This window comes from Blautia acetica (genome assembly GCF_038739805.1).
Lineage (GTDB): Bacteria > Bacillota > Clostridia > Lachnospirales > Lachnospiraceae > Blautia.
On the sequence record NZ_JBBEWO010000006.1, the window covers coordinates 122,826 to 149,314 of the forward strand.

At 43.5% G+C, this 26,489-nt stretch carries 24 protein-coding genes; 22 read left to right on the forward strand and 2 right to left on the reverse strand.

What is annotated here, in order from left to right; translation table 11 throughout:
- Positions 1-42 precede the first annotated feature (42 nt).
- From WBS51_RS06120 to WBS51_RS06195, 16 genes are all read left to right on the forward strand, one after another.
- Complete coding sequence (locus WBS51_RS06120) at positions 43-1,152, forward strand: peptidylprolyl isomerase (RefSeq protein ID WP_173749062.1); 1,110 nt, start codon at positions 43-45, stop codon at positions 1,150-1,152.
- A 1,102-nt stretch (positions 1,153-2,254) separates the two neighbouring features.
- Positions 2,255-2,932 (forward strand): RluA family pseudouridine synthase, encoded by a 678-nt coding sequence (locus tag WBS51_RS06125; RefSeq protein ID WP_308781672.1) that lies wholly within the window; start codon positions 2,255-2,257, stop codon positions 2,930-2,932.
- Between the two features lie 46 nt (positions 2,933-2,978).
- Entirely contained in the window at positions 2,979-4,031 is a 1,053-nt protein-coding gene (locus tag WBS51_RS06130) for an AI-2E family transporter (protein ID WP_291681162.1), read from the forward strand.
- An 85-nt stretch (positions 4,032-4,116) separates the two neighbouring features.
- Positions 4,117-5,361, forward strand: coding sequence for an ABC transporter substrate-binding protein (locus WBS51_RS06135; protein WP_291681161.1), 1,245 nt, complete (start codon positions 4,117-4,119; stop codon positions 5,359-5,361).
- 230 nt (positions 5,362-5,591) lie between these two features.
- Entirely contained in the window at positions 5,592-5,900 is a 309-nt protein-coding gene (locus WBS51_RS06140; RefSeq protein WP_294459359.1) for a hypothetical protein, read from the forward strand.
- Between the two features lie 39 nt (positions 5,901-5,939).
- The gene (locus WBS51_RS06145) at positions 5,940-7,976 is read left to right on the forward strand and encodes a V-type ATP synthase subunit I (RefSeq protein WP_294459356.1); all 2,037 of its coding nucleotides are present in this window, start codon (positions 5,940-5,942) and stop codon (positions 7,974-7,976) included.
- Complete coding sequence (locus WBS51_RS06150) at positions 7,973-8,449, forward strand: V-type ATP synthase subunit K (RefSeq protein ID WP_173749066.1); 477 nt, start codon at positions 7,973-7,975, stop codon at positions 8,447-8,449. Before WBS51_RS06145 ends, WBS51_RS06150 begins: the two co-directional genes overlap by 4 nt.
- A 40-nt stretch (positions 8,450-8,489) precedes the next feature.
- Positions 8,490-9,089, forward strand: coding sequence for a V-type ATP synthase subunit E (locus tag WBS51_RS06155; protein WP_173749067.1), 600 nt, complete (start codon positions 8,490-8,492; stop codon positions 9,087-9,089).
- 21 nt (positions 9,090-9,110) lie between these two features.
- The gene (locus tag WBS51_RS06160; RefSeq protein WP_173749068.1) at positions 9,111-10,088 is read left to right on the forward strand and encodes a V0D/AC39 family V-type ATPase subunit; all 978 of its coding nucleotides are present in this window, start codon (positions 9,111-9,113) and stop codon (positions 10,086-10,088) included.
- Complete coding sequence (locus WBS51_RS06165) at positions 10,081-10,401, forward strand: V-type ATP synthase subunit F (protein ID WP_173749069.1); 321 nt, start codon at positions 10,081-10,083, stop codon at positions 10,399-10,401. Before WBS51_RS06160 ends, WBS51_RS06165 begins: the two co-directional genes overlap by 8 nt.
- Before the next feature lie 20 nt (positions 10,402-10,421).
- Positions 10,422-12,188: a V-type ATP synthase subunit A gene (locus WBS51_RS06170; protein WP_173749070.1), complete on the forward strand. Its 1,767-nt coding sequence runs from the start codon at positions 10,422-10,424 to the stop codon at positions 12,186-12,188.
- Positions 12,188-13,561: a V-type ATP synthase subunit B gene (locus tag WBS51_RS06175; RefSeq protein ID WP_173749071.1), complete on the forward strand. Its 1,374-nt coding sequence runs from the start codon at positions 12,188-12,190 to the stop codon at positions 13,559-13,561. Before WBS51_RS06170 ends, WBS51_RS06175 begins: the two co-directional genes overlap by 1 nt.
- A gap of 14 nt (positions 13,562-13,575) precedes the next feature.
- Entirely contained in the window at positions 13,576-14,247 is a 672-nt protein-coding gene (locus WBS51_RS06180) for a V-type ATP synthase subunit D (RefSeq protein ID WP_173749072.1), read from the forward strand.
- 49 nt (positions 14,248-14,296) lie between these two features.
- A complete protein-coding gene (locus WBS51_RS06185) occupies positions 14,297-14,455 on the forward strand; it encodes a DUF2804 family protein (RefSeq protein WP_226853558.1) in 159 nt (52 codons plus the stop codon).
- A gap of 77 nt (positions 14,456-14,532) precedes the next feature.
- On the forward strand, positions 14,533-16,134 hold the full coding sequence (locus WBS51_RS06190) for a xylulokinase (RefSeq protein WP_294459348.1): 1,602 nt from the start codon (positions 14,533-14,535) through the stop codon (positions 16,132-16,134).
- 173 nt (positions 16,135-16,307) lie between these two features.
- Positions 16,308-17,471: a ComEC/Rec2 family competence protein gene (locus tag WBS51_RS06195; protein WP_226853560.1), complete on the forward strand. Its 1,164-nt coding sequence runs from the start codon at positions 16,308-16,310 to the stop codon at positions 17,469-17,471.
- A 29-nt stretch (positions 17,472-17,500) separates the two neighbouring features.
- Here the strand turns inward: WBS51_RS06195 and WBS51_RS06200 are convergent, their stop codons facing one another.
- Positions 17,501-17,680 (reverse strand): helix-turn-helix transcriptional regulator, encoded by a 180-nt coding sequence (locus WBS51_RS06200; RefSeq protein WP_173749088.1) that lies wholly within the window; start codon positions 17,678-17,680, stop codon positions 17,501-17,503.
- Positions 17,681-17,724: 44 nt separating this feature from the next.
- A complete protein-coding gene (locus WBS51_RS06205) occupies positions 17,725-17,952 on the reverse strand; it encodes a putative signal transducing protein (protein ID WP_291681154.1) in 228 nt (75 codons plus the stop codon).
- A gap of 144 nt (positions 17,953-18,096) precedes the next feature.
- Between WBS51_RS06205 and WBS51_RS06210 the strand changes: the two genes are divergently transcribed.
- The 6 genes from WBS51_RS06210 (at position 18,097) to WBS51_RS06235 (ending at position 26,478) form a co-directional block, all read left to right on the forward strand.
- Positions 18,097-18,678, forward strand: a complete 582-nt coding sequence (locus WBS51_RS06210; protein ID WP_173749077.1) for a TetR/AcrR family transcriptional regulator — start codon at positions 18,097-18,099, stop codon at positions 18,676-18,678.
- A 23-nt stretch (positions 18,679-18,701) separates the two neighbouring features.
- Entirely contained in the window at positions 18,702-19,406 is a 705-nt protein-coding gene (locus WBS51_RS06215; protein WP_173749078.1) for an ABC transporter ATP-binding protein, read from the forward strand.
- 10 nt (positions 19,407-19,416) lie between these two features.
- Positions 19,417-22,800, forward strand: a complete 3,384-nt coding sequence (locus WBS51_RS06220) for an FtsX-like permease family protein (RefSeq protein ID WP_294459341.1) — start codon at positions 19,417-19,419, stop codon at positions 22,798-22,800.
- A 68-nt stretch (positions 22,801-22,868) separates the two neighbouring features.
- Positions 22,869-23,864, forward strand: coding sequence for a LacI family DNA-binding transcriptional regulator (locus WBS51_RS06225; RefSeq protein ID WP_294459336.1), 996 nt, complete (start codon positions 22,869-22,871; stop codon positions 23,862-23,864).
- 238 nt (positions 23,865-24,102) lie between these two features.
- The gene (locus tag WBS51_RS06230) at positions 24,103-25,224 is read left to right on the forward strand and encodes a glycoside hydrolase family 53 protein (RefSeq protein ID WP_173750302.1); all 1,122 of its coding nucleotides are present in this window, start codon (positions 24,103-24,105) and stop codon (positions 25,222-25,224) included.
- A 27-nt stretch (positions 25,225-25,251) separates the two neighbouring features.
- Positions 25,252-26,478 carry a sugar ABC transporter substrate-binding protein gene (locus WBS51_RS06235; RefSeq protein WP_294459333.1) on the forward strand — a complete coding sequence of 409 codons (1,227 nt, stop codon included), beginning with the start codon at positions 25,252-25,254 and terminating at the stop codon, positions 26,476-26,478.
- Positions 26,479-26,489: the final 11 nt, after the last annotated feature.

A 26,489-nucleotide genomic window follows, 5' to 3' on the forward strand; every position in this document is an offset into this window, starting at 1 on the left:
GCGTCTATAATGGAAAAAGATATTGCACACAGGGAGGAACATATGAATAGATTTTCAAAAAGAGTTGCATGTGCAGTTCTGGCGGGCGCTATGAGTATGACAGCGCTTGCAGGCTGCGGCAGTGATAAAATAGATGGAACAAAACCGCTGATTACCGGAGGAGAGGACACTGTAACCATAGGAACTGCGAACCTGATGCTTCGTATGAATCAGGCGCAGATGATATCCTACTATGCTATGATGGGCGGAAGTACAACAGGAATGTGGGAGCAGGATGCAGGCGATGGAAAGACATATGCAGATACCACAAAGGAAAGTGTGGTAGACCAGTTAGAGAGTATGATTCTTTTGAAGCAGCATGCAAAAGACTATAATGTGACTGTTTCCGAAGAGGAGCAGGAAGAAATCGAAACAGCGGCAAAGGCTTTTACAGAAGCCAATGATAAGGCAACGTTGGAAAAACTGGCAGTTACACAGTCTGATGTGGAAACACTTCTGGAACTGTATACTTACCAGAACCGTATGTATGAGCCAATGACGGCAGATGTGGATACGAATGTGGAAGATTCCGAGGCTGCACAGAGCAAAATTACCTACTGTAAAGTGGATATCAGTGATACCCTGAATGAGGATGGAACCACTACCCCTATTACCGATGAGGAAAAACAGGCGAAGAAAGCCCAGGCCCAGGCTGTTCTTGATAAGGTCAAAGCCTCCGGGGATGTGGCTTCTGCGGATATGGATGCACTGGCTAAAGAGGTGGATGAAAACCTCAGCGCTGTGGATACTACTTTCGGTGAGGATGACAGTCTTTTGGATGATAAGGTGAAAGAGGCTGCAAAGACCCTGACAGACGGCACTCTTTATGGAGAAGTGGTAGAAGGCGAGAGCGGTTATTATGTGGTAAGGATGGACAGTGTTTTGGATCGTGAAGCTACAGACCAGGAAAAAGAGAGTATTGTAAACCAGCGGAAACAGGAAACTTATAGTGACTTACTGGAAGACTGGAAAAAAGAGACCAAGTTCACTGTGGATAAGAAAGAGTGGAAAAAAGTAAAGCTCACAGACAATGATCAGTATACTATTAAGCAGCCTGAGACAACCGACAGCACAAATGAGGACGGAGAAACAAATACAGAGGCAGCAGAGTAGCATAAACGGTTGTCTGATGCAGAGGACTTATAGGAAAAGGGAAGCTGTTGTACACAGAAATGTGTATAACGGCTTCTTTTGCAGTTACTGTCATGAAAAAATAAAATTGAATATACAATTCTGAAAAATATAATTAATTTACAGCTTAAATAAAATGCATTAGTAAATAATAAAAAAATAAAACTTTTTACAAAAAATATATTGACAAATACAGGCGAGTGGTGTATTATAAAATCAACAAAAAACAAAACACCTTACAAACACTACTTCATATCCAATTTAAAATTTGAAACGAGAAATCAATTTTAAAGTTGGCTACAAGGTACAAAAGAAGAATCATTATTCAAAAAACTTTAGGTGTACGGAGAATACAAAATAAGTGATAAAAATAATGAAAAAGTACCAAGGACAAAAGTAATGGAAAGGTGAAAGGGTTTTTGAATACGGTAAGGAGGTTCAGTCCAATGGGATGTGAAGAATCTAATTATCAATATGAGAGTGGTAAGGCATAACTCCCCTAAGAAAGACCTGAAAAGATGATAAAAAGAAAAAATCCTTACATATCTGTATATAGATAAAGGAAAAGGTTTCAGGTAAATATCAAAGGTGTCCTCATATTGAATGTTTACCACAAAAATAATAAGAAGGTTTTAAAATATATGTAAAGAAATATATTTTAAAAGAGAAAAGTATTTATACATCATTTAAAAGTATAGCGAAAAAGTAGTATAATGAGTTGTATTCGTTGAAATAAACCTGTTGTATTCCGTGAATCTGAAAAGATACGTTATATTCAAAAGAAATGTATAAAGAAAATCTTTGAAAACAAATAGCCCGAACTATTTGTTCAGAAACTTTTTATTATCCGCATAGATAGATTGATAGAAAACTTTCAGTAAATTCATATAGAATTTATAGACAGGGGAAAGGGAAAAACGTAAATTCTTAACTTGTAAATGTCAATTTAGAAGTTTGGAGAGAAAGGAATAAAAAATTGAATAACGCAGAACATTAGAACAACCGTTATATCTGAAAAGATGAAGATATAGCGGTTGTTCGATTTCTGTGGTAAAATAGAAAGAAAAAACAAAATTACGGGGTTATGATGAATACTATAAAAATAGAAGAAAATATATTATATGAAGATAAAGATGTGGTTGTATGCTGTAAACCGGCCGGTTTTCCGGTACAGACCAGAAAGCCGGGCTGCATGGATATGGAGAGCGCTTTAAGAAATTATCTTGCAGGCAAAGGGCAGGGAACCTATCTGGCGGTTATCCACCGTCTGGACCAGCCGGTACAGGGAATCCTTGTATTTGCAAAAAATAAAGGAAGCGCAGCAGACCTCAGTCAGCAGATACAGCAGGGGAAAATGGAGAAGAAATATCTGGCTTATGTGCAGGGAAAGCCGGAAGAAAAAAAAGGTCGTCTGGTAAATGAAATGGAAAAAGACTCCAGAACAAATACCTCCAGAGTTGTGGAAAAGAAAACTTCGTCCAGCAAAAGGGCGGAACTGGATTATTGCGTTTTAAAGGAAACGGAAGAGGGAAGCCTTGTGGAAATTCATCTTCACACAGGGCGGCATCATCAGATTCGTGTACAGATGGCTTACGCAGGAATGCCTCTGTTTGGAGATACGAAATATAACCTTGAAGAAAAGGAAAAGGACCAGTGGCAGCAGATTGCGCTGTGCGCGTATAAGCTTTCTTTTTTTCATCCGGCAACAAAGAAAAAAATGGAATTTCAGGTAACACCGGTTGGAAATTTTCCTATAGTATAGGAAGGTTCTGTTTTCTCATACTATTCATAACAGGATAAATGAAAGTATGGGGGAACCGAAGATGAACCGGAAAAAATTTTTAATGACAGTGGGAGTAATTGCGGGCGTATTTCTGGGAATGAAATATGTTTTTCCTGTTATGCTCCCCTTTTTTTGTGGCTTTCTTCTGGCTGAGATAATACATCCGGTGGCTTATGGTATGGCAAAAACTAAATTTGGAAAAACTCTGCATTTGACAGAAAGCGGCATTGGCGGAGTGTTGATTTTGTTGGCTGTATGTACGGGAGTATGGGGACTTTTGGCAGGGGCGGATTATCTTACCGGGAAAATCGGGGACTGTCTGCGGTATTATCCCGTGATAAAAAATTACGCAGAGGATTTGCTGGAGCAGTGCTGCAAAGGTGTGGAACACATGACGGGGATTTCAGCAGAGAAAAGCAGCGCGTATCTTTGCGGACAAATAGAAAATATAGGGAATTATTTTCTGCGGGACGGAAAAGGAATGGACACGGCCATGGAATCTGTCCGCTGCTGTGTGATAATCGTCGGGATGTTGATGGTGGCTGTTGTGTCCTCAATTTTATTCCTTCAGGAACGGGAGAAAATCAGGGGGTTCTTGGAAAAACAGGACTTTTTCAGGAACATGAAGCGCCTGGCGCAGGAAGTATTTCGGGGAGTAGGGCAGTATCTGCACGCGCAGTTGAAGATTATGGCTGTTATCTGTCTGTTATGTATCGGTGGTCTTTGGATTTTAAAAGTCAGACACTTTTTGGGTTATGGACTGGTCTTGGGGATTCTCGATGCATTTCCGGTTTTGGGGACGGGATTATTTCTGGTTCCGGCGGGGATTTTTCAGATGCTTCTGGGGGACAGTTTCCAGGGGGTAGGATTTCTGGTTTTATATGGGGTGACAGCGGTGGTAAGACAGATTCTGGAACCCAGGCTCATTGGGAATCATATGGGAGTTTCGCCCCTGCTGGTACTGCTGTCCGTATATTTGGGGATTTTTTTGTACGGTGGTTTCGGTTTTCTTCTGGGACCTCTGTCTGCGCTTCTTATCTACGGAATTTCAAAAAATTTTATAAACAAAAAGCAATAGCTATGGACTAATAATGGCTTTCGTGTATAATGGAAACGTAGTTTTTAAATCCAAAGATAAATTGTTGTAAAAGGCGGGTAAAGTCATGAAAAAAGTAGTGGTAATGTTTTTATGTGCCATGCTGACTATGGGAAGCATCAGTGCATGCGGCAAATCTGAATCCGATAAAAATGGGAAAAATACCGTTCAGGCACAGACGGAGGATAAGACGACAGAAGAAAATAAGACAGAAGATAAAGCAGAAGACAGCGATACAGAGGCAAAAGAAGAAGCGGATAAGAATTCGGAAAGCAGTGAAATGGAAAACCCGACAGAGGAAGAAGGCCAGGATGCTGCAGGCGAAGAGAGTGATATGGCAGAAGATATGACAATGAAAGTGCTGAAAGAAAGCGCCGGGACCATAGACTATACGGCTCTGGAAGAATTAAATCCCGAACCGGGAAGTCATATTGCAGTCGTGGTAAAAAATACCAAATCCAATTTCTGGGCGACTGTGAAAAAGGGAATGACAGCTGCAGTCAAAGATTTGAATGAAAAAATGGGATACAAAGGAGATGATAAGGTTAAACTATCCTTTGAAGGACCTGCAGATGAGCTGGATGTGGAAAGCCAGATTAATACCATTGACGCAGTTCTGGCGGAAAATCCTACGGTTTTATGTCTGTCAGCCATAGATATGGAATCCTGCGGCGCACAGCTGGAAGAGGCTATGGGAAATGAAATCCCCGTGGTGATTTTGGACTCAGGTGTGGAAAGTGAACTGGTAAATACAGTGTGCGCTACAGATAATTACGCGGCAGGGGCAGAAGCAGCCAAAAAGATGGCGGAAGCTATTGGAAATAAAGGGCAGGTAGCGATTATGGCTCATGCAGAAACTTCCAAGAGCAGTCAGGATAGGGAAAAGGGATTTACAGAAGAAATTGCAAAGAACTATCCCGAGATTGAGATTGTGAATATTTCTCATGAAAACGAAGAAAACAGTATGTCGGAAATGGCAGAGGCTGTTCTGGTTTTGTATCCGGAAGTGAAGGGCTATTATTGTACAAATGAGTATGCAGCCAATGACGTTCTGGATGTCGTAGCAGCTTCCGGGAAAGAAATCACCGTGTTGGGATTTGATGCAGGTAAAAAGCAGGTGAATGCAGTGAAAAACGGAACAGAGCTTGGAACCTTTGTGCAGAACGCTTATGGAATGGGATATGCTACGATTATTTCCGGTATCCGGGCTGATATGGGGCTGCCAAATGATAAGTTTATCAATACGGGCTATCAGTGGATAGACAGTTCCAATGTGGATTCTAAAGAATACGCTAATTATTTATATGAATAAAGCGCTGATGTGAAAGTGAATAAAAGAAGTGAATTGCTAACAAGATAATTTGTTAAAACACACAAAAGACAAAAGGAGAGATTGTACAAAATCAACACAATCTCTCCTTTTGTCTTTTGGAAACAGGGATGAAACTTATAATATTGGCGATTGAGACGACAAAATTCGTTATTAAATTGACAAAATGCATAATTCATAGTAATATCAAACTATGTGAAGGTGGTGATACTGTGGTAGAAGAAACAATCAAAGAAATCCGGAAAACTGAACAGGAAGCGGAGGAGATTGCAGCTAATGCCAAAAGTCAGGGCGCGCAGATTCTCCAGCAGGCGAAACAGGAAACGGAGCGGGCGAAGGCCACTATGATTGAGAATGCGCAGGAGAAGGCGAAAGCAAATAGAGAAGCTGCGCAGGCTGCCGGAGAGAGAAGGCTTGCAGAAGCTTTGAGATCGGCGGAAAAGGAAATTGCAGAAATAAAAAGGACTGCAAAAGAAAAAGAAAAGCAGGCAGTACAGGCTGTTATTGAAAGTCTGATATAAGACTGCCAACAAAAACAGGAAATAAGGAGTGATGCGAATATGGCAGTATTGCAGATGCAAAAAGTCAGTATCTGCGCGCTGAAAAAGGACAGAAAAGCCATTTTGGAGAAAATTCAGTCCATGGGTGTTATGGAAATCTCCAGATTTGAAAGTGAAGAAGAAGGTTTTCAGACAGTAAATACTCAGGAAGATCGGAGCGCATTTGAGAAAAATGCAGCTTTGGCGGACACGGCGCTGAATATTCTTCAGGAGTATGTACCGGAAAAGGTATCCATGTTTGCCAGTCTGGAAGGCAAAGACCTGATAGAAAAGAGCAAATATCTTGAAACTGCCCATAGGGAAAAGGAAGTTCTGGATATGGCGGCGCAAGTGGTCAAACTGCATAAGCAGACGGCAGAGTGCAAAGCTAATGTGCAGAAGCTGGAAAATCAGATAGAGGCCCTGCGTCCGTGGATGAATCTGGATATTCCCGGAGATTTCCAGGGAACGGAAACTGCGGCAGTGCTCATTGGTTCGATGTCAGGAAGTTTGACACTGGAAGATATTTACAGTCTGATTTTAGAGCAGGCGCCGGAGGTGTCCGGAGTGGATATTTCTATTTTATCTTCGGAAAGAGATACGGTGTATCTTGCGGTGGTCTGCCTGAAAAAAGATGTGGAAAAAGTGGAAGAAATTCTTCGGCAGAGTGGATTTGCCAGGCCGTCTCAGAGTATGAGCAAGATTCCGGCCAGGGAAAAAGAAGACCTGCAGCAGCAAATTACAGTTTTGCAGCAGGAGATGGAAGAATGTGGCAATAAAATTGCTTCCTATGCTTCTGAACGGGAGAAATTCAAACTGATTTCAGATTATTTCCGGGCAAGAGCCGAGAAATATCAGATACTGGGACAACTTCCCCAGTCAAAGAAAACGTTTCTGGCAGAAGGTTATGTACCAGCAAAGGCAGTACCCGCGCTGGAAAAAGCATTAAATGCGGACTTTGATTTAAGCTTTGAGACAGAGGAAATCCCGGAAGAGGAAGAGATGCCGGTGCTTCTGGAAAACAATGGATTTTCAGAATCCGTGGAAGGTGTTCTGGAGTCCTATGGTCTTCCAAAAAAGGGAGAAATAGACCCCACAATGCTGATGTCCTTCTTCTATGTGTTTTTCTTTGGATTGATGCTGTCCGATGCAGCGTATGGGCTGGTGATGTTCCTGGGCTGTTTTGTGATACTGAAGAAGTTCCCGCGTATGGAACAGTCTTTGAAAAAATCCATTAAGATGTTTATGTACTGCGGGGTTTCTACTTTAATATGGGGTATCCTTTTTGGTGGATATTTTGGAGATGCCATAGATGTAGTGGCACGAACCTTTTTCCATGTGGAGGTTCCGGAAGGCGGTCTTGTAAAGGCGCTTTGGTTTGTTCCTTTAAATGAGCCCATGCGTATGCTGATGTATTCCATGGCATTTGGTCTGATTCATTTGTTTGTGGGACTGGGCATTAAGGGGTATATGCTTTTAAGAGACAAGAAAGTTCTGGACTTTTTCTGCGATGTGGTGTTGTGGTATGTATTCCTTATCGGATTACTGCTCCTGTTGCTGCCCAGTTCTATTTTTGCCTCTATTGCGCAGGTAGACCCCAGCATTTTCCCACCGTTTGTGGGAAGCGCAGGAAAGATTCTTGCTATTGCAGGTGCGTTGGGACTTCTGTTTATGTCAGGACGTTCCAGTAAGAACTTCGGGCTTCGTCTGGCCCTTGGTGCTTACGATATTTATAATGTAACAGGCTGGCTTAGCGATGTGCTTTCTTATTCCCGTCTTCTGGCGCTGGGACTGGCAACCGGTGTAATTGCTTCGGTTATTAACCAGATGGGCAGTATGATGGGAGACGGCGTTTTAGGTGTAGTTGTGTTCCTGGTAGTCTTTGTATTCGGACATACCTTTAACATGGCCATTAATATTTTAGGCGCCTACGTTCATACGAACCGTCTGCAGTTTGTTGAATTTTTCGGCAAATTTTATGAGGGTGGAGGAAAAGCCTTTCACCCGTTTAAGTTCAATACAAAGTATGTGGATATTAAGGAGGAAAAAAGTTTATGAGTCATTTAGGAATTGTTTATGCATTATTAGGTGCAGCATTGGCAGTATTTTTAGCAGGTGCGGGTTCTGCAATCGGAGTTGGTATTGCAGGTCAGGCTGCGTCAGGGGTTGTTTCAGAAGACCCAAGCAAGTTTGCAAAAGTATTGATTATGCAGCTTCTGCCGGGTACACAGGGTATTTATGGTCTTCTGGTTGGATTTATTACACTGTCTAAAATCGGACTTTTAGGCGGCGGAATGTTGGAATTAACACCACAGCAGGGGCTTCTGGTACTGGCAGCGTGTCTTCCTATCGGTATTGTTGGATTGATTTCCGGAAAATCTCAGGGCAAGACATCTGCAGCAGCCATCGGAATTGTTGCTAAGAAACCGGAACAGTTCGGTAAAGCTATGCTTTTCCCTGCAATGGTTGAGACTTATGCAATCCTGGCGCTTCTGATTTCCATTCTGGCTGTAACAAATCTTCAGTTTTAATTGAGTTTTTATTGCAGAAATCGTAAAGGAGAGCAGAAGAATGACTGGATTAGAAAAAATGAAAAGCCAGATTCTTGAAGAAGCAAAAGCCGCTGCCGGAGAAATCCTTGCAGATGCTGAAAAACAGGCAAATGCAGTGAAGGAAAAGGGAAAAGAAGAGGCAGAAGCTGCGTGCAGAGAAATCTCCCAAAAGTCAGAAGAAGAGGTGAAAGCGGTTGAGGAACGTGCTGTTTCTTCCTGTGATTTACAGAGAAGAAAAGCACTCCTTACAGCAAAACAGGAAATCATCAAAGAGGTGCTGGACAGTGCATATCAAACCTTGCTGAACGCAGATGATGAAACCTATTTTGCCCTTCTCAGAAAAATGCTGCATAAGTTTGTGCTGGCACAGGAAGGGGAAATTTGTTTTTCTGACACAGATTTAAAGAGACTGCCTCAGGGCTTTGAAGAAGAGATTCAGGCGATAGCAAGAGAGAAAGGCGGCGTACTGACACTTTCAAAGGAAAGCAGAAAGGTATGCGGCGGATTTGTTCTTATATATGGAGGAATTGAAGAAAACTGTACCTTTGAGGCTATGTTCAGTTCCAAAAGAGACGAACTTTCTGACAAAGTTCACCGTTTATTATTTTTAGAAGCATAACCGCAAAAAGGAGGAATGGACTTGTCTAGTACGAAATATACCTATGCGGTTGCGCGAATCCGGGCGTTGGAAATAGCGTTGTTTGACGCTTCAGTGATTGAACAGCTTCTGGCCTGCAGTACAGAGCAGCAATGTATTCAGCTTTTGCAGGAAAAGGGCTGGGGAGACGCAGATACGCCTGCAAAGGCAGAGGCAATTTTAGACCGTGAGCAGGAAAAGGCGTGGGAGACTATTCGGGATTTGCATGTGGATATGTCTGTGTTTGACGTTTTTTCCTATCCCAATCTGTTTCACAACTTAAAGGCAGCCGTTAAAGAAGCCTGCACTTCCCAGAATGGAAGGAACCGGAAAATTTACTATGAGGATACCAATATTTCACCGGATGAAATGCTGGATATTATCCGCAGCAAAGAATTTTCCAGACTTCCTGAATATATGGCGAGCGCGGCAAAGGAAGCTTATGAAACCCTTCTTCATACAGGAGACGGGCAGTTGTGTGATGTGATTGTGGATAAGGCGGCTCTTGAGGCTGTGTACCATGCAGGAGAGCGGGCTACAGACAGCATTATCCGGGATTATGCGGAATCTATGGTAGCCATTGCGGATATTAAGATTGCTGTGCGTTCACAGAAAACCGCAAAGACAATAGAATTTATGAAACGTGCAATGGCACCGTGCAAGTCGCTGAATGTGGAACGTCTGGCAAAGGCGGCATGCAGCAGCATGGAAGCTATTGTGGACTATCTGGCAGGAACTGTTTATGCAGAAGGTGCAGCAGCTATTGCAGAATCATCTTCCGCATTTGAGAGATGGTGCGACAACCGTATGATGCGCACTATGCAGCCCCAGAAATATGAATCCTTTTCCGTAGGACCGCTGGTAGCGTACCTGCTGGCAAGGGAGAATGAAATAAAAACCGTGCGGATTATTCTTTCCGGAAAACAGAATGGTTTTTCCGAGGAGGCTATCCGGGAAAGGGTAAGGGAAATGTATGTATAAGATTGCAGTGGTAGGTGATTACGACAGTATTTACGGATTTGCCGCACTGGGTCTTGAAATTTTCCCGGTGGCAAACCGCAGGGAAACAGAAGAAAGATTAGCAGCTCTGGCCGACAGCGGATATGGAATTGTCTATATCACGGAAGCTGCGGCAGCCGAGTGCGGACAGATAATAGAGAAATTTCAGGAAAGACTGTTGCCCGCTGTTATCCGGATTCCCGGTGTATTCGGAAATACAGGCGACGGAGTGCAGGGAGTGAAAGACTCTGTAGAACAGGCAGTCGGTTCTGATATTCTGTTCAGTAATAATTAGAAAGCAGGTGATACGTGACCATGAGCAAGGGTACGATTAAAAAAGTAGCAGGACCGCTGGTTATTGCAGAAGGCATGCGTGACGCGAATATGTTCGACGTGGTTCGTGTAAGTAATCAGCGTCTGATTGGTGAAATCATAGAAATGCATGGAGATGAGGCATCTGTTCAGGTATACGAGGAAACTTCGGGACTTGGACCCGGAGAACCGGTAGAATCCATAGGGGAGCCTCTTTCCGTAGAACTTGGACCAGGTCTGATTACCAGTATTTATGACGGTATTCAGAGACCTCTGGATGATATTATGAAGGTTTCCGGCACCAATTTAAAGAGAGGTGTGGAAGTTCCTTCTCTGAAAAGAAATTTGAAATGGGACTTTGTTCCTGCGGTAAAACCAGGTGATGCGGTGGAAGCCGGCGACATTATCGGTACGGTACAGGAGACTATCGTAGTCAATCATAAAATCATGGTTCCTTATGGCGTCAAAGGTACTGTCAAAGAGATTAAAGCAGGAGAATTTACCGTAGACGAAGTGGTGGCTGTGATTGCAGGAGAAAATGGTGACAGAGAACTTACCATGGCGCAGAAATGGCCGGTTCGTAAAGGCCGTCCCTATCTGAAAAAACTTCCGCCGGAAATGCCTCTGGTAACGGGACAGCGTGTTGTTGATACTTTCTTCCCTATTGCCAAAGGTGGTGTGGCAGCCGTTCCGGGACCATTCGGAAGCGGAAAAACCGTTATTCAGCACCAGCTGGCAAAATGGGCGGAAGCGGACATCGTTGTATATATCGGCTGCGGAGAACGCGGAAACGAGATGACAGACGTATTGAACGAGTTTCCGGAACTGAAAGACCCGAAAACAGGCCAGTCTCTGATGGAGAGAACTGTGCTTATTGCCAATACTTCCGATATGCCGGTTGCGGCCCGTGAGGCATCTATTTATACCGGTATTACCATTGCAGAATATTTCCGTGATATGGGATATTCCGTAGCGCTGATGGCAGACTCCACTTCCCGTTGGGCAGAGGCTCTTCGAGAGATGTCGGGACGTCTGGAGGAAATGCCGGGTGAAGAAGGTTATCCTGCATATTTGGGTTCCCGTCTGGCTCAGTTCTACGAGAGAGCCGGTCATGTGATTTCTCTTGGGAAGGATAAGAGAGAAGGCGCCCTTTCCGTTATCGGCGCCGTATCTCCTCCGGGTGGTGATATTTCCGAGCCGGTTTCCCAGGCAACTCTTCGTATTGTCAAGGTATTCTGGGGGCTGGACGCGTCTCTTGCTTATAAGAGACATTTCCCGGCCATTAACTGGCTGACCAGCTACTCTCTGTATCTGGACAACATGGAAAAATGGTTCAATGAAAAAGTAGCGCCGGACTGGATGGAGGGACGTCAGAAAATGATGAGCCTTCTGCAGGACGAGGCAGAACTGGAAGAAATCGTAAAAATGGTTGGTATGGACGCGCTTTCCGCAGGTGACCGCCTGAAAATGGAAGCAGCCCGTTCTATCCGTGAGGACTTCCTGCACCAGAACTCTTTCCATGAAGTGGATACTTACAGTTCTCTGAAAAAGCAGCATCTCTTGATGAAACTGGTAGTGGCTTACTATGAGCAGGGGGCAGAAGCACTGGAAAAAGGTGCGGGTATTCAGGACCTTGTAAAACTGGAAGTTCGTGAAAAAATCGGACGTTTTAAATATGTAACAGAAGACAATTTGGACAACGAGTATGAAGCTGTCTTAAAACAGCTTTCAGAAGAAATTGCCAATGTATTAGGGAAGGAGGACTTCTAATGCCGAAAGAGTATAGAACCATACAGGAAGTTGCCGGCCCTCTTATGCTGGTACGCGGCGTTGAAAATGTACATTATGATGAATTAGGAGAAATCGAACTGGCCAGCGGTGAAACTCGCCGCTGCAAGGTTCTGGAAATTGACGGAAGCAATGCGCTGGTACAGCTTTTTGAAAGTTCTACCGGTATCAACCTGTCCAACAGTAAGGTGCGTTTCCTGGGACGAAGCATGGAACTTGGCGTATCTGAGGATATGCTGGGACGTGTCTTTGACGGCCTGGGACGTCCTATTGACGACGGTCCGGAAATCCTGCCGGACGAGAGAAGAGACATCAATGGTCTGCCGATGAACCCGGCTGCCAGAAGTTATCCGGAAGAGTTTATTCAGACAGGTGTTTCTGCCATTGACGGTCTGAATACCCTGGTTCGTGGACAGAAGCTGCCGATTTTCTCCGCTTCCGGTCTGCCTCATGCACAGCTTGCAGCGCAGATTGCGAGACAGGCAAAGGTACGCGGTTCAGGAGAAAACTTTGCCGTTGTATTTGCAGCTATGGGTATTACTTTTGAGGAATCCAACTTTTTCGTAGAAAGCTTTAAAGAGACAGGCGCTATTGACAGAACGGTTCTCTTTATCAACCTGGCGAATGACCCGGCGGTAGAGCGTATTGCCACACCGAAAATGGCACTGACTGCTGCAGAATATCTGGCATTTGAAAAGGATATGCACGTTCTGGTTATCCTTACGGATATTACCAACTACGCGGACGCTCTTCGTGAGGTATCCGCAGCCCGTAAAGAAGTTCCGGGACGCCGTGGTTATCCGGGTTATATGTATACAGACCTGGCAACCATGTACGAAAGAGCCGGACGTCAGAAAGGCAAAAAGGGAAGTATTACCATGATTCCGATTCTGACCATGCCGGAAGATGATAAGACCCACCCAATCCCTGACCTGACAGGTTATATCACAGAGGGACAGATTATCTTAAGCCGTGAACTGTACCGAAAAGGTGTGACACCGCCTATCGACGTACTGCCTTCCCTGTCCCGCCTGAAGGATAAAGGTATCGGCGAAGGAAAGACCCGTGCAGACCATTCCAATACCATGAACCAGCTTTTCGCAGCGTATGCCCGTGGTAAAGAGGCGAAAGAACTTATGGTCATTCTGGGTGAAGCAGCGCTTTCTGATATTGATATTATCTATGCAAAATTTGCAGACGCCTTTGAGAAGGAATACGTTTCTCAGGGATATATGGCAAACAGAGATATCGAAGAAACACTGAAAATCGGCTGGAAATTGCTTTCCATTCTGCCGAGAAGCGAACTGAAACGTATTGACGATAAATTCTTAGACGAATATTACGGCAAATACTAGAAAGAGGTGATACTTTGGCATCTACGCAGGTAACTCCTACCCGAATGGAACTCACCCGCCTGAAAAAGAAGCTGGTAACTGCCGTCAAGGGCCATAAACTCTTAAAGGATAAGCGAGATGAACTGATGCGTCAGTTTCTGGACCTGGTAAGAGAAAACATGGCTCTTCGCCAGAAAGTGGAAAAAGGGATTTTGTCGGCGAATAAGAATTTCGTGATTGCAAAGGCAGGTATGTCTGAGCAGATTTTAAACACGGCCTTAATGGCCCCCAAGCAGGAAGTCTATCTGGAAGCAGACAAGAAAAATGTCATGAGTGTGGATATTCCGGTGTTTCATACCAAGACCAGAACCGCAGACGCCAATGATATTTATTCTTATGGTTTTGCTTTTACTTCCGGCGACCTGGACGGCGCGGTAAAATCCCTGGCCGATATTCTGCCGGATATGTTAAGGCTTGCAGAAGTGGAAAAATCCTGCCAGCTGATGGCAGCGGAAATCGAGAAGACCAGGCGGCGTGTAAATGCTCTGGAACACGTCATTATTCCGGAGACGCAGCGAAATATCAAATATATCACCATGAAGCTGGACGAAAATGAGAGAAGTACGCAGATTCGTCTGATGAAGGTGAAGGATATGATGTTGGAAGAAGCACATCATTATAAAGAAAAAGAATATGCAGTGAAATAAGCTGCAATAAGAGAAGCCTTGTTTTTGGTATGAAATTTCGAGAGAAAGAGTGCCAGGAACGGGGTTTTTCTATGTTTTTAATGTTATCGAGTCGAACCAGCACCAGGTTTTCGGAAAAATGAGAGGAAAAGCTGTGCTGGACGACGGGAAAGAGATTGTGGTGAAGGATATGATGTGCTTTGCGGAGAAAGTGTGTAATCGGTATTAAAAACAAGTAGCGTTACAACCGTACAAGTATGTATAATAGAAGATAGAAGAATTCGTAATTACAAGGAGGCTATATACATGAGTGCAGAAGCAAACAAAAGTACGGTAGTAAACGGAAAAGCAGTACTTGGAATTGAGCTTGGTTCCACCAGAATTAAGGCAGTTCTGGTGAATGAAAAGAATGAACCGATTGCGTCCGGAAGTCATGAGTGGGAAAATCAGCTGGTAAACAATATCTGGACCTACAGCGAGGAAGCTATCTGGAAAGGTATTCAGGACAGTTATCAGGATATGGTAAAAGATGTAAAGGAGAAATACGGTGTGCCTGTGAAAAAACTGGCTGCACTGGGATTCAGTGCTATGATGCACGGCTATATGCCTTTTGATAAGGCAGGAAACTTGCTGGTCCCATTCCGAACCTGGAGAAATACCATGACGGAGCGTGCCAGCGAAGAACTGACGCAGCTTTTTGCCTATCACATACCTCAGAGGTGGAGCATTGCACACTTATACCAGGCAATTCTCAACAAAGAAGAGCATATAAAAGACATTGACTTTATGACGACTCTGGAGGGCTATGTACACTGGAAATTAACTGGAGAAAAGGTACTGGGGGTTGGGGAAGCTTCCGGTATGTTCCCGGTGGATATGAATATCCGCAATTATGATAAAAAGAGAACGGAACAGTTTGATGAACTGGTTGCATCCTATGGATTTCCATGGAAGCTGGCCGATATTCTGCCTAAGGTGCTGGTGGCTGGTGAAGAGGCAGGCCGTCTGACAGAGACAGGTGCCAAATTGCTGGACGTTACGGGCGAACTGGAAGCAGGTGTACCGCTGTGTCCGCCGGAAGGAGATGCAGGAACCGGAATGGTGGCAACCAACAGTGTGGCCCGGCGCACAGGAAATGTGTCTGCGGGAACTTCGGTGTTTGCTATGGTAGTTCTGGAAAAAGAGTTGTCCAGGGTATATCCTGAAATTGATTTGGTGACGACACCTACCGGAAACCTGGTGGCAATGGTACACTGCAATAACTGTACTTCTGATTTAAATGCCTGGGTGGGTATTTTCAAGGAATTTGCAGAAAGCATGGGGATGAAAGTGGATATGAATCAGCTTTTCGGAACCCTTTACCGCAAAGCGATGGAAGGAGATGCAGACTGCGGCGGTCTTCTGTCTTATAATTATTTCTCGGGAGAGCATATTACCGGTTTTGAAGAGGGGCGTCCGATGTTTGTCCGCACACCGGAAAGCAAGTTCAATCTGGCAAACTTTATGAGAGTGCATCTGTTTACTTCTTTGGGCGCACTGAAAACAGGCATGGATATTCTTCTGAAAGAAGAAGGCGTGAAACTGGACAAAATTCTGGGACATGGCGGCCTGTTTAAGACAAAAGGCGTGGGACAGAATTTACTGTCCGGTGCGATTCATACACCGGTGTCCGTAATGGAAACAGCGGGAGAAGGCGGTGCCTGGGGAATTGCTGTACTGGCTTCTTACCTGGTAAATAAAGAAGAGGGCGAAAGTCTGGAAGAGTATCTGGGCAATAAAGTCTTTGCCGGACAGAAAGGCACAGAAGTGCAGCCGGACGAAAGAGATGTGAAGGGCTTTGATGAATTTATGGTAAGATATAAAGCAGGGCTGGCTATTGAGAGAGCGGCCGTGGACAATCTGAAATAAGAAAAGTGGTTTGGAAGGGCAATCCTTGCAGGCAAGAATACCTTTTAGAGAGAAGGGGTATTTTGGCGGGCAGGATTGCCTTTTTTTGCTATTTACAAAGCGCAAAATCTGTGATAGTATATGCAATGCAAGAACGTATGTTCTGTAAAACTAAAAAGAAAGGGCAGAAAAATATGATAAAACGAAAATGGAAACATCTTCTGGTATATATGCTGATACTGCTGTTTTCCCTTACCGGGTGCAATGCTATGGATATCAGCAGCACAGAGGCAGACGCTGCGCAGCAGAATGAAGAACCGATACAGACACAGGAAGAAGCGCAGGCGGATTCGGCACATGCTTCACTGACAGTACATTATCTGGATGTAGGACAGGGCAATGCCATTCTGGCAGAGTCAGAGGGACATTACATGCTGATAGATGGAGGAGCGAGGGAAAGTTCGTCTTTTGTAGTTCGTTATCTGAAAGAGCAGAAAATCGAAAAGCTGGATTATATTTTGATTTCTCACTTTGATGAAGATCATTTAGCGGGGGCTATCGGTGCGCTGTATAATTTTCCGGTGGATACGCTGATTACACCGGACTATGAGACAGATTCCGCTATTTACCGTTCTTATGAAAAGGCAGTGAAGGAGAAATCCTATGAAGCACTGCACCCGAAGGTGGGAGAACAGTTTGCTTTTGGGGCAGCAAAATTCCGTATCATTTCCCCTGTGTCGTATGGACATGAAGACGAAAACCAGGATTCTGTGGGAATAATTCTGGAAAATGGAAAGAATCGCTTTTTTATCGGCGGTGATATAGGTCTGGAAAGCGAAAAAGAAATTTTGGACGCTGGTACAGAGATTAAAGCAGATGTGATGTTGATGAATCATCATGGTTCCCATGTGAGTCGGAGATTTTTTGAACAGGTATCTCCGTCTTATTGCGTGATAAGCTGCGGGGCAGATAACAGTTATGGACATCCCAGGCAGGATACCGTGTCTCTGATTAAGGAAGAGCAAGTGCCGCTCTTCCGGACAGATAAGCAGGGAACCATTATTTTGCACAGTGACGGAAACAGCATTTCCTTTGAACAGGAGCCTTGCAATGATTATACGCCGGGACAGCGCGGGGCTTCCGGCGGACAGGAGGAAAGCGGAGAAAATCCGGATATACTGAATAATAGTGACGCACAGAATTGCGATTATATCCTCAATATCCATACAAAGAAAATTCACAGGCCGGATTGCACCTCTGTGAAGAACATGAACGAGGAAAACCGGGCTTATTATAAAGGAGATATTCAAATGCTGAGAGAAAGCGGCTATACAGATTGCGGAAGCTGTAAGCCATAAGAAAAGAGGGAAGACAGCCTGCTTTTGGGCTATTCTTCCCAAAATAAATCATTTAATGTACAGTCGAGTTCTTTGCAGATAGCAATACAGAGTTTTAAAGAAGGATTAAAGTCCCCGGCTTCTATCATACCGATGGTCTGCCGGGTAACCCCAACCCGCTCAGCCAGTTGTATCTGCGAAAGATTCTTTTCCATTCTGGCTATTTTCATTTTTATATTTTTTTCCGTCTTTTTTTCAGTTGTTTCTTTTTTTCTCAAAATCCCATACCTTCTAAAAGTTCTTTTGCTTTTTCATAGTTTTCTTTTGTCACATAAATGAAAATTCCGGCTTTGGAAAATCCGCCGTAAAGGTTTAGAACTCCCATGCTGCTTTCGTCCTGCATGACAGCAGCAATTCCATTTGTTTCTAAAACATCGGCAATCATAGCAGCTTCCAGATTGTCTTTTGCGGTATACAGAGGAATCAATTCATCATTTTTCATTTGACAGAATCGGGATTTTGATTGTCCATAGAAATAATTTATATTTATTTAATACTTGCCGCATTGACAACCCAACCTTCTCACAGTAATATGAAAATGTAGAAATTGTGCATTTGCACAGGAACTTATGGAGCGTTTTACATAATGGAAAGAGAAACCACAGATAAAAGGACAGAGAAGACAAAGGCCAGTATTCTTCAGGCTCTGATTTCATTGTCCAAGAAAAAAGAGATAAACGAAATTTCCATTCGGGAATTGACAGAGGCGGCGCATATACACAGAAATACTTTTTATCTTCATTACACAGATGTGTATTCCGTGCTGTCTGAAATAGAAGAAAACATGTGTCGGGATATTAAGCACATGGCAGAAAAGTATACTCCGGATGAACTGCGGGACCATGTGGGAGATGTGACGGCAGAGGCTTTCCGGTATCTATATGAGCAGAGGGAAAGCTGCATTTTGCTGCTGAGGGCAAGGAGTATGGTTTCCAGTGGGAAAAATTTATTGGAGAGTATTTTTGAGCGGTATCTCACTGCGTATCCGAAAAGTTTTGACCGGAACTCCCTGGAGTTTCAGGTACAGTTTCAGTATTGCACAGCAGGCGCGTTGGGTATTGTGAGATACTGGTTTGAACAGGACTTTACCCAAAGTCCGGAGAGAATGGCGGCCCTTACGGGACAGCTTTTGATAAAAGGGATTCAAGGAGCGACCCAGGTTTCATAAAGGAAGTACAGCGAGGAGAAAGCATGGAAGATTATGTAAAGTTAGAAAATGTGACAAAGATTTACAAGATGGGCGAGGTGGAAATACGGGCCGTGGACGGCATTTGTTTTTCCATTAAAAAAGGCGAATTTGTAGTTGTAGTTGGCCCAAGTGGTGCGGGGAAAACTACGGTACTGAATATCCTGGGCGGCATGGACACCGCGTCTTCGGGGCAGGTTTTGGTGGATGGCAGCGATGTGGCAAAGTACAATTCCAGACAACTGACAGGATACCGGAGAGATGATATTGGATTTGTATTTCAGTTTTACAATCTGGTACAGAATCTGACAGCTCTTGAAAACGTAGAACTGGCGCTGCAGATATGCAAAGAGCCGCTGGATGCGGCACAGGTACTGCGGGAGGTAGGGCTGGGAGAGCGATTGAACAATTTCCCGGCACAGCTTTCCGGTGGTGAGCAGCAAAGGGTTTCCATAGCAAGGGCTTTGGCAAAAAATCCCAAACTTCTTTTGTGTGATGAGCCTACCGGTGCGCTGGATTACAATACAGGAAAATCTATTCTGAAACTTTTACAGGACACCTGCCGGAAAATGGGGATGACTGTGATTGTCATTACCCATAACTCTGCAATAGCTCCTATGGCAGACCGCATCATTCATATCAAAAACGGAAAGGTTTCTTCCATGGAACAGAACGAGCATCCGGTTCCGGTAGAAACCATTGAATGGTAGGTGAAAAGTGATGAAGAAACGGGCGATTAGAAAAGATTTCTATATGGAAATCCGAAAAAGCAAGGGAAGATTCCTGTCTATTTTCTTTATTGTGGCTATGGGCGTGGCATTTTTCTCCGGTATTCGGGCCTCTGAACCGGATATGCGGTATTCGGGAGATGCTTACTTTGACCGGAAACAGCTTATGGACATTCAGGTTATGGGAACCCTGGGACTCTCTGAGGAAAACATCGAGGCCATTCGTCAGGTGAAAGGTGTGGAAAAAGCAGAGCCGGGGTATTCGGCAGATGTGCTGGTGGAGTCAAAGGGAAATCAGAAAGTACTTCACGTTTCTTCTATCCTGGATTCTATGAATCAGTATACCCTGGATGAAGGAAGAATGCCGGAAAAAGCAGGGGAATGTTTCATAGACCAGGATTTTCTGGCAGCTTCGGATTTAAAGGTAGGGGATAAAATTCAGCTTATCAGCGGAACCAAAGACCCGGTGACAGATACTTTTAAAACAGATATGTTTGAAATTGTAGGAAGCGGCAGCAGCTCTTCTTATGTGTCTTTCAGCAGAGGCAGCAGTACTGTGGGAAACGGAGAGGTCAATGGATTTCTGGCTGTGCTGCCGGAGGATTTTGCCTTGGACGTTTATACGGAGTGTTATGTTTCCGTGGAAGGTGCAAAAGAACTGACCGCATTTACGAAAGAATATGACGATTGTGTGGCCCAGGTACAGAAGCGGATAGAAGCCATTGGAGATGAACAGGGGAAACTGCGGGCTGATGAAATCCGCGAGGATGCACAGGAAGAACTGGATAAGGCAAAGAAAGAGCTGGAAGATGGCAAAGCAGAGTCAGAGGAAAAACTGGCAGATGCCAAAAAGCAGATAGAGGACGGAGAAAAACAGCTGCAGGAAGGAAAAGATAAGTTAGCTTCTGCCAGAAAAGAGGTACAGGACGGCAGAAATCAGCTTTATTCCAGCCAGAAAGAAGTAGATGCAGCAAAAACACAGATTTCTCAGGGCTGGGCACAGCTGGAAGAGGGAAAAGCAGAATTTGCAGCCAAAGAAGAGGAATTTAATCAACAGTATGAAGCCGGAATGGCCCAAATAGAGGAAGGAGAAGCCCTTCTGGCAGCGGGCTGGGAGGAATTTAACGGAAAGAAAGCAGAGTATGAAGCTGGTGTGTCCCAGTTGGAGGAAGCAAAAAGGCAGCTTGCAGCTTTGCAGGCATCTCTGGATTCCGGTATGCTTTCCGAAGAAGAAATTGCTCAGGTGCAGGGGCAGATACAGGCGCTGCAGCAGGTGATTTCTACCCAGGAACCTATATTGAATGAGGCAGGAACACAGCTTGCAGCAGCAGAAGCGGAGTTAAATCAGAAGCAGCAGGAAGCAGAAGCGCAGTCTGCAGCAGCAAAGGCGCAGTTAGAACAGGCAAAGGCGGCCATAGAAAGCGCCCGAGCTCAGCTTGCGGCAAGTGAGCAGGAACTCATTGCCGGACAGAATCAGGCAGACGAGGGACAGCAGCAGATCGATGCAGGCTGGAGTGGCATTTACGCCGGAGAGGCAGAAATTGAAAAAGGCGAGAAAGAAATCGCAGAAAATGAGCAGAAACTGGCAGACGCCAGAAAAGAGTATGAGAATGGCCAAAAAGAGGCTGACGAAAAGATAAAAGACGGAGAAGACGAAATCAAAGATGCGGAAGACAAGATTGAAGATATAGAAGATGCAGAGTGGTATGTAGAAGACAGAAGTGTTCTGCCGGAATATACCGGGTACGGTGACAATGCAGACCGCCTGCGGGCCATTGGTGCAGTTTTCCCCATTTTGTTCTTTGTAGTGGCAGCGCTTATCAGTCTTACCACTATGACCCGTATGGTAGAAGAGCAGAGAACCCAGATAGGCACTTTAAAGGCTTTGGGATACGGCAAATTCAGTATAGCCGGAAAGTATTTAAACTATGCGCTTCTGGCGACTATGGGCGGCAGTGTTTTAGGTGTACTATTCGGAGAAAAAGTTTTCCCGTACATTATTGTTACTGCCTATAAAATTATGTATACCCACATGCCGGACGTGGAAGTTCCATATAACTGGGAGTTTGGTATTATGGCAACTGCGGCGGCTCTGGTTTGTACGGTGGCGGCAGCAGCACTGGCCTGCTATAAAGAACTGGCTTCCCAGCCAGCAGTGCTTATGCGTCCACCGGCACCGAAGCAGGGAAAACGTGTTTTCTTGGAGAGAGTACCATTTATATGGAAAAGACTGGGCTTTATCTGGAAGTCCACCATTCGCAACCTGATTCGCTACAAAAAGCGTTTCTTTATGACGGTGTTTGGTATTGGCGGCTGTATGGCTTTGATGATTGTGGGCTTTGGGCTGAGAGATTCCATTTTTTCCATAGCTAAAATCCAATATGAAGAGCTGCAGCTTTATGACGGTATGGTAATTCTGGACACGGATGCGGATAAGGAAGATAAAGAAGAGTTAAAAGAATATCTGCGCACGGACAAAGAAGTGGAAGCAGTTTCGGAAGGATATCTGAAGAAAATAACAGCAGAAAAGGACGGAACAGAGAAAGACATATATCTGTATGCGCCTCAGAGCCTGGAAGAAAACAAGAAGTTTCTTCATTATCGTGACAGGAGAACCCATAAGACGTATGAGTTGGGGAAAGATGATGTATTTCTCACAGAAAAAGCAGCAAAACTCCTGCATGTGAAAAAGGGAGATACGATTTCCGTAGAATTGGAAAATGGCGTACAAAAAGAATTGAAAGTCACAGAAATCTGTGAAAACTATATGGAACATTATCTCTATGTTTCACCGGATACATACGAAGAACTCTATGGAGAACCCATGGATTCCAACAATATTTACTTTAAAATGAAGAACTCGGATAAGGAACAGCTGACAAAAACAGGAGAAAAAATCCTGGATAATCGTGCGGCTTTGAATGTTTCTTATACCTACAATTTCCAGAGCCGTCTGGATGATATGCTGGAAAGTCTGGACATTGTCATTGTGGTGTTGATTGTGTCTGCGGGATTACTGGCCTTTGTGGTGCTGTATAACTTGAACAATATCAATATTACAGAACGGCGGCGGGAACTGGCTACTATTAAAGTACTGGGCTTTTACGACAAGGAAGTGTCCGCTTATGTCTACCGGGAAAACGTGCTGCTGACGATTATAGGCGTGATTGTAGGCATAATACTGGGGGCTTTGCTGCATCGGTATGTGATTACCACAGTGGAAATTGATGACGTCATGTTTACCAGAATCATAGAACCCCTCAGCTTTGTGCACAGCGCAGCGCTGACCTGTGTGTTCTCCGTGTTTGTAAATTGCGTGATGTATTTTAAATTGAAGAAAATTGATATGGTGGAATCGTTGAAGAGTGTGGAATAAAAAATTATCTTGACATAAAGTAAAAAAATTAGTAAATTATTTATTAGAAAATTGTGTGGAGGTTACTTATGGCAACGATAAAAGATATTGCACAGGAAGTTGGGGTTTCTACTGCTACGGTATCCAGAGTATTAAATTACGATGAGACAATTTCAGTAAATGATGAAACCAGAGAAGCTATTTTTGAGACAGCAGAGCGTTTAGAATATAAAAAGAAAGTGGTTTATCCTAAAATAGATAAGGTGGCATTTCTGTTTTGGGCATCGAATCAGGAGGAATTAGAAGATATCTATTACCGCTCTCTTTATAAAGAGATAAAGAAGCAGGCTGAAATCAGAAATGTGCAGTTTACAATCGTTACAAAAAAGCAGGGGATTCAAGCTGTACCTAAAGATACCAGAGCTTTTATCGGAATTGGGTGGTTTTCTCAGAAGGAGATAGACGTTTTGAGAACTATTACAAGGCAGGGAATTTTTATGGACACATCTCCAGACGAGAGTTTGTATGATTCTATTCGGCCGAATCTTGATTCTATCGTGACGCAGATAGTAGATTTTTTCTATAAGAAGGGTCATAGAAATATAGGATTTGTAGGTCCGTTTGATTACGATATTAACTCCTTTGAACGGGTGATGGATGTGCGTGAATGGTCGTTTATTGAAAGCGTGAAATACTATAATATATACGAGGAAAAAAATATTTATATAGCGGATGCACTGACCGTAGACGAAGGATATCGGATAGGGAAAAAGATGCTGGAAGAATTGGGTGAGAAGTTTCCTACAGCTGTGTGTGTGGCAAGTGATACATTGGCAGTAGGACTGTTGCAGGCTTTTAACGAAAAGGGAATTCTGATTCCAAAACGTATAGAGTTTTTTAGTATTAATGATATTAACGTGGCTCAGTATGTATCCCCTCCATTAACGACTTTTCATATTGATGTTCCGGCTATGTGTGAAAGTGCACTTGACCTTCTTACGGAAAGAATCATTAAAAAAAGAGAAATTACAAAAACAGTATATATCAACGGGAAACCGGTATTTCGTCGCAGTTGTACGGAATAACAGCGGAATATCTGATAAATAATAAAAAGAAGCCGTTTCATTTGTGCTATTAGTAGGCAAATGAAATGGTTTCTTTTTTGTGCAAAGGAAAATTGGGTAAAATGCCTGAAAAGAGTAAAAAAAGAAAAAAGAATATATAAATTCTTGACAAAGCAGTAAAAAGTTGCTAATATACTAATAAATAATTTATCAATAAAAAGATAAAAAAATAACTAAAATAAAAGTAAAAGGAGTAAGGATGGAATTTTTAAAGGGAATGGACATTTCCATGCTTTCGGAATTGGAAAAAAAGGGAATTCGATATTATAACCATGGAAGAGAAGAAGAACTTTTGGGTATTTTAAAAGAAAACGGAGTCAATGCAATTCGTCTTCGCATCTGGAACAATCCTTATGATGAAAAGGGAAATCCTTACGGAGGCGGAACGAATGACCTGGCTTCTGTCTTGAAAATGGCAGAGAGAATTAAAGAGAAAGGAATGCAATTTTTCCTGGATTTTCATTACAGTGATTTTTGGACGGATCCCAAAAAACAGATAAAGCCTAAAGCATGGAAAGAGTTATCCGGAAAAAAACTGGGTACAGCTGTTTACGACTATACCAAAATGGTATTAGAGGAGTTGCAGAAGAGAGACATACTGCCGGATATGGTTCAGGTGGGAAATGAAATCACAAATGGTTTTTTATGGCCGGATGGTCAGCTGAAAGCCTATCGAAATTTGGAAGAACAGCAACCCAAAAGAGAATATGAGTCCATGTTTTTCTTGTTAGAGAGAGGTATACAGGCTGTAAGAGAAGTTGACAGTAACATAGAAATTGTTTTACATTTAGATTTTGGTGGTGATAATGGACTTTATCGTGAATGGTTTGATGAGGCGGAAAAACATCGGTTGGACTATGATATTATCGGGTTGTCCTATTATCCATACTGGCATGAAAATTTAACAAAACTGGAAGAAAATCTGCAGGATATCAGTCAGCGATACGAGAAAGCGGTTTTGGTGGCAGAAACGTCGTATGGGTTCACCCTTGAGGAGAAGGAAGGATGCAGTCTGGTATTTTCAAAAGAACTTGCAGAAAAGGGTGGATATGAACCTGCACCGGAAGGACAGGCACAGTTTTTAAAAGACTTAATTGCGTGCATTGAGCGTGTGAAAAAGAATAGGGGACGGGGATTTTTTTACTGGGAACCCGCATGGATTCCGGGAGGAAATTCAACATGGGCTTCTGTAGAGGGACAGAAATATATGAATGATATGGCGCCTGAGGGCAATACCTGGGCCAATCAGGCTCTGTTTGACTATGAGGGAAATGTGTTACCTGCTCTGGAAATGCTGAAAAATATTCATAAAAATAAATGACCGAGGTCAGAAAGTGAGGAATAAGTTATGAAAAGAAAGTGTGTAGTATGCCTGTTAATTGGAACTCTTGCAATGACAAATGTGTTAGCAGGATGTGGAAAGGACAGTGAAACTGCAGAAAGAAAGGAAACGGATAAGGGAGGAGATTCCGCTGTCATTTGGACAAATTTGGAAAATGAGGCTGAGACTTTGCAGGAATATGCAAAGAAATGGGAAGAAGAAACGGGAAATAAAGTAGAAGTTGTCCATGAAACCGCGGATATTCAGCAGTTTGCGCAGGCGATTAAAAGTGAAGACGGACCGGATGGCATTTATGGAATTGCAAACGACCAGCTTGCCCAATATATAGATGCGGGTATGGTACAGGAAGTTCCGGAAGAGATTTATCAGGATTCCGATTATACCCCAGCGGCTGTGCAGGCTTGCTATGCAGATGGAAAGCGCTATGGAGTTCCCATTGCAGTTGAAACGAATGCGCTTTTTTATAATACGGAGAAAATGAAAGAAGCACCAGCCACATGGGAAGAGCTTCTCGAGGTGGCAAAAGATAATGGAGGGATTCAGTTTGAAGCATCCAGTATCTATTATGATTTGGGATTTTTGAGGGCGTATGACAGTTATATTTTTAACTACAAAGATGGAAATTATGACGTGGCGGATATAGGATTGGGAAACGAAGGTGCGGTAGAAGCCTATACATTCCTGCAAAGACTCGCGACAGAATACAAGTTTGTCACTTCTGATATTACGAGTGACACTGCAAAAAGTAATTTTCAGAATGGAAATACCGCTTTCTACATTGGAGGTCCGTGGGATATTGAAGGATTAAACAGTGCAGGGACTCCTTTTGCGGTTGCGCCTATGCCGAAGTTAAACGGAAAGGATTTTGTGACTCCGGTAGGAACACAGGTAGGTTTTGTAAGTGCAAAGTCAGACAGCCAGGATATTGTATGGGAATTCTACCAGTATTTGTTGGAAAATTCAGAAGAGGATATGTATAAAGCAGGCGGAAGGATTCCGGCGCAGCTTGCAGCGCAGGAATCAATAGAGAAAGATGCTGCAACGGAGAGTTTTATTACACAAATTTCTTATGGAGAGCCAATGCCTACTGCCTCTGAAATGGGACAGGTGTGGACACCGTTTTCGGATAACATGAAATTAATGTTTAATGGAGAAGTTACGCCAAAAGAGGCAGGAAATTATATTGAAACCCAGGTTGCAGAAGGGATTGAAATGATGAATTCCGGAAAATAAGGAGATGAATC

What these genes read in the sequence shown, in the direction of transcription:
- WBS51_RS06125 (WP_308781672.1), top strand. Translation starts at nt 2,255, where the DNA reads ATGATGAATACTATAAAAATAGAAGAAAATATATTATATGAAGATAAA.
- WBS51_RS06165 (WP_173749069.1), top strand. Translation starts at nt 10,081, where the DNA reads ATGTATAAGATTGCAGTGGTAGGTGATTACGACAGTATTTACGGATTT.
- WBS51_RS06130 (WP_291681162.1), top strand. Translation starts at nt 2,979, where the DNA reads ATGGGGGAACCGAAGATGAACCGGAAAAAATTTTTAATGACAGTGGGA.
- WBS51_RS06205 (WP_291681154.1), bottom strand. Translation starts at nt 17,952, where the DNA reads ATGAAAAATGATGAATTGATTCCTCTGTATACCGCAAAAGACAATCTG.
- WBS51_RS06210 (WP_173749077.1), top strand. Translation starts at nt 18,097, where the DNA reads ATGGAAAGAGAAACCACAGATAAAAGGACAGAGAAGACAAAGGCCAGT.
- WBS51_RS06145 (WP_294459356.1), top strand. Translation starts at nt 5,940, where the DNA reads ATGGCAGTATTGCAGATGCAAAAAGTCAGTATCTGCGCGCTGAAAAAG.
- WBS51_RS06190 (WP_294459348.1), top strand. Translation starts at nt 14,533, where the DNA reads ATGAGTGCAGAAGCAAACAAAAGTACGGTAGTAAACGGAAAAGCAGTA.
- WBS51_RS06225 (WP_294459336.1), top strand. Translation starts at nt 22,869, where the DNA reads ATGGCAACGATAAAAGATATTGCACAGGAAGTTGGGGTTTCTACTGCT.
- WBS51_RS06235 (WP_294459333.1), top strand. Translation starts at nt 25,252, where the DNA reads ATGAAAAGAAAGTGTGTAGTATGCCTGTTAATTGGAACTCTTGCAATG.
- WBS51_RS06220 (WP_294459341.1), top strand. Translation starts at nt 19,417, where the DNA reads ATGAAGAAACGGGCGATTAGAAAAGATTTCTATATGGAAATCCGAAAA.
- WBS51_RS06120 (WP_173749062.1), top strand. Translation starts at nt 43, where the DNA reads ATGAATAGATTTTCAAAAAGAGTTGCATGTGCAGTTCTGGCGGGCGCT.
- WBS51_RS06150 (WP_173749066.1), top strand. Translation starts at nt 7,973, where the DNA reads ATGAGTCATTTAGGAATTGTTTATGCATTATTAGGTGCAGCATTGGCA.
- WBS51_RS06135 (WP_291681161.1), top strand. Translation starts at nt 4,117, where the DNA reads ATGAAAAAAGTAGTGGTAATGTTTTTATGTGCCATGCTGACTATGGGA.
- WBS51_RS06175 (WP_173749071.1), top strand. Translation starts at nt 12,188, where the DNA reads ATGCCGAAAGAGTATAGAACCATACAGGAAGTTGCCGGCCCTCTTATG.
- WBS51_RS06170 (WP_173749070.1), top strand. Translation starts at nt 10,422, where the DNA reads ATGAGCAAGGGTACGATTAAAAAAGTAGCAGGACCGCTGGTTATTGCA.
- WBS51_RS06195 (WP_226853560.1), top strand. Translation starts at nt 16,308, where the DNA reads ATGATAAAACGAAAATGGAAACATCTTCTGGTATATATGCTGATACTG.
- WBS51_RS06215 (WP_173749078.1), top strand. Translation starts at nt 18,702, where the DNA reads ATGGAAGATTATGTAAAGTTAGAAAATGTGACAAAGATTTACAAGATG.
- WBS51_RS06155 (WP_173749067.1), top strand. Translation starts at nt 8,490, where the DNA reads ATGACTGGATTAGAAAAAATGAAAAGCCAGATTCTTGAAGAAGCAAAA.
- WBS51_RS06200 (WP_173749088.1), bottom strand. Translation starts at nt 17,680, where the DNA reads ATGAAAATAGCCAGAATGGAAAAGAATCTTTCGCAGATACAACTGGCT.
- WBS51_RS06230 (WP_173750302.1), top strand. Translation starts at nt 24,103, where the DNA reads ATGGAATTTTTAAAGGGAATGGACATTTCCATGCTTTCGGAATTGGAA.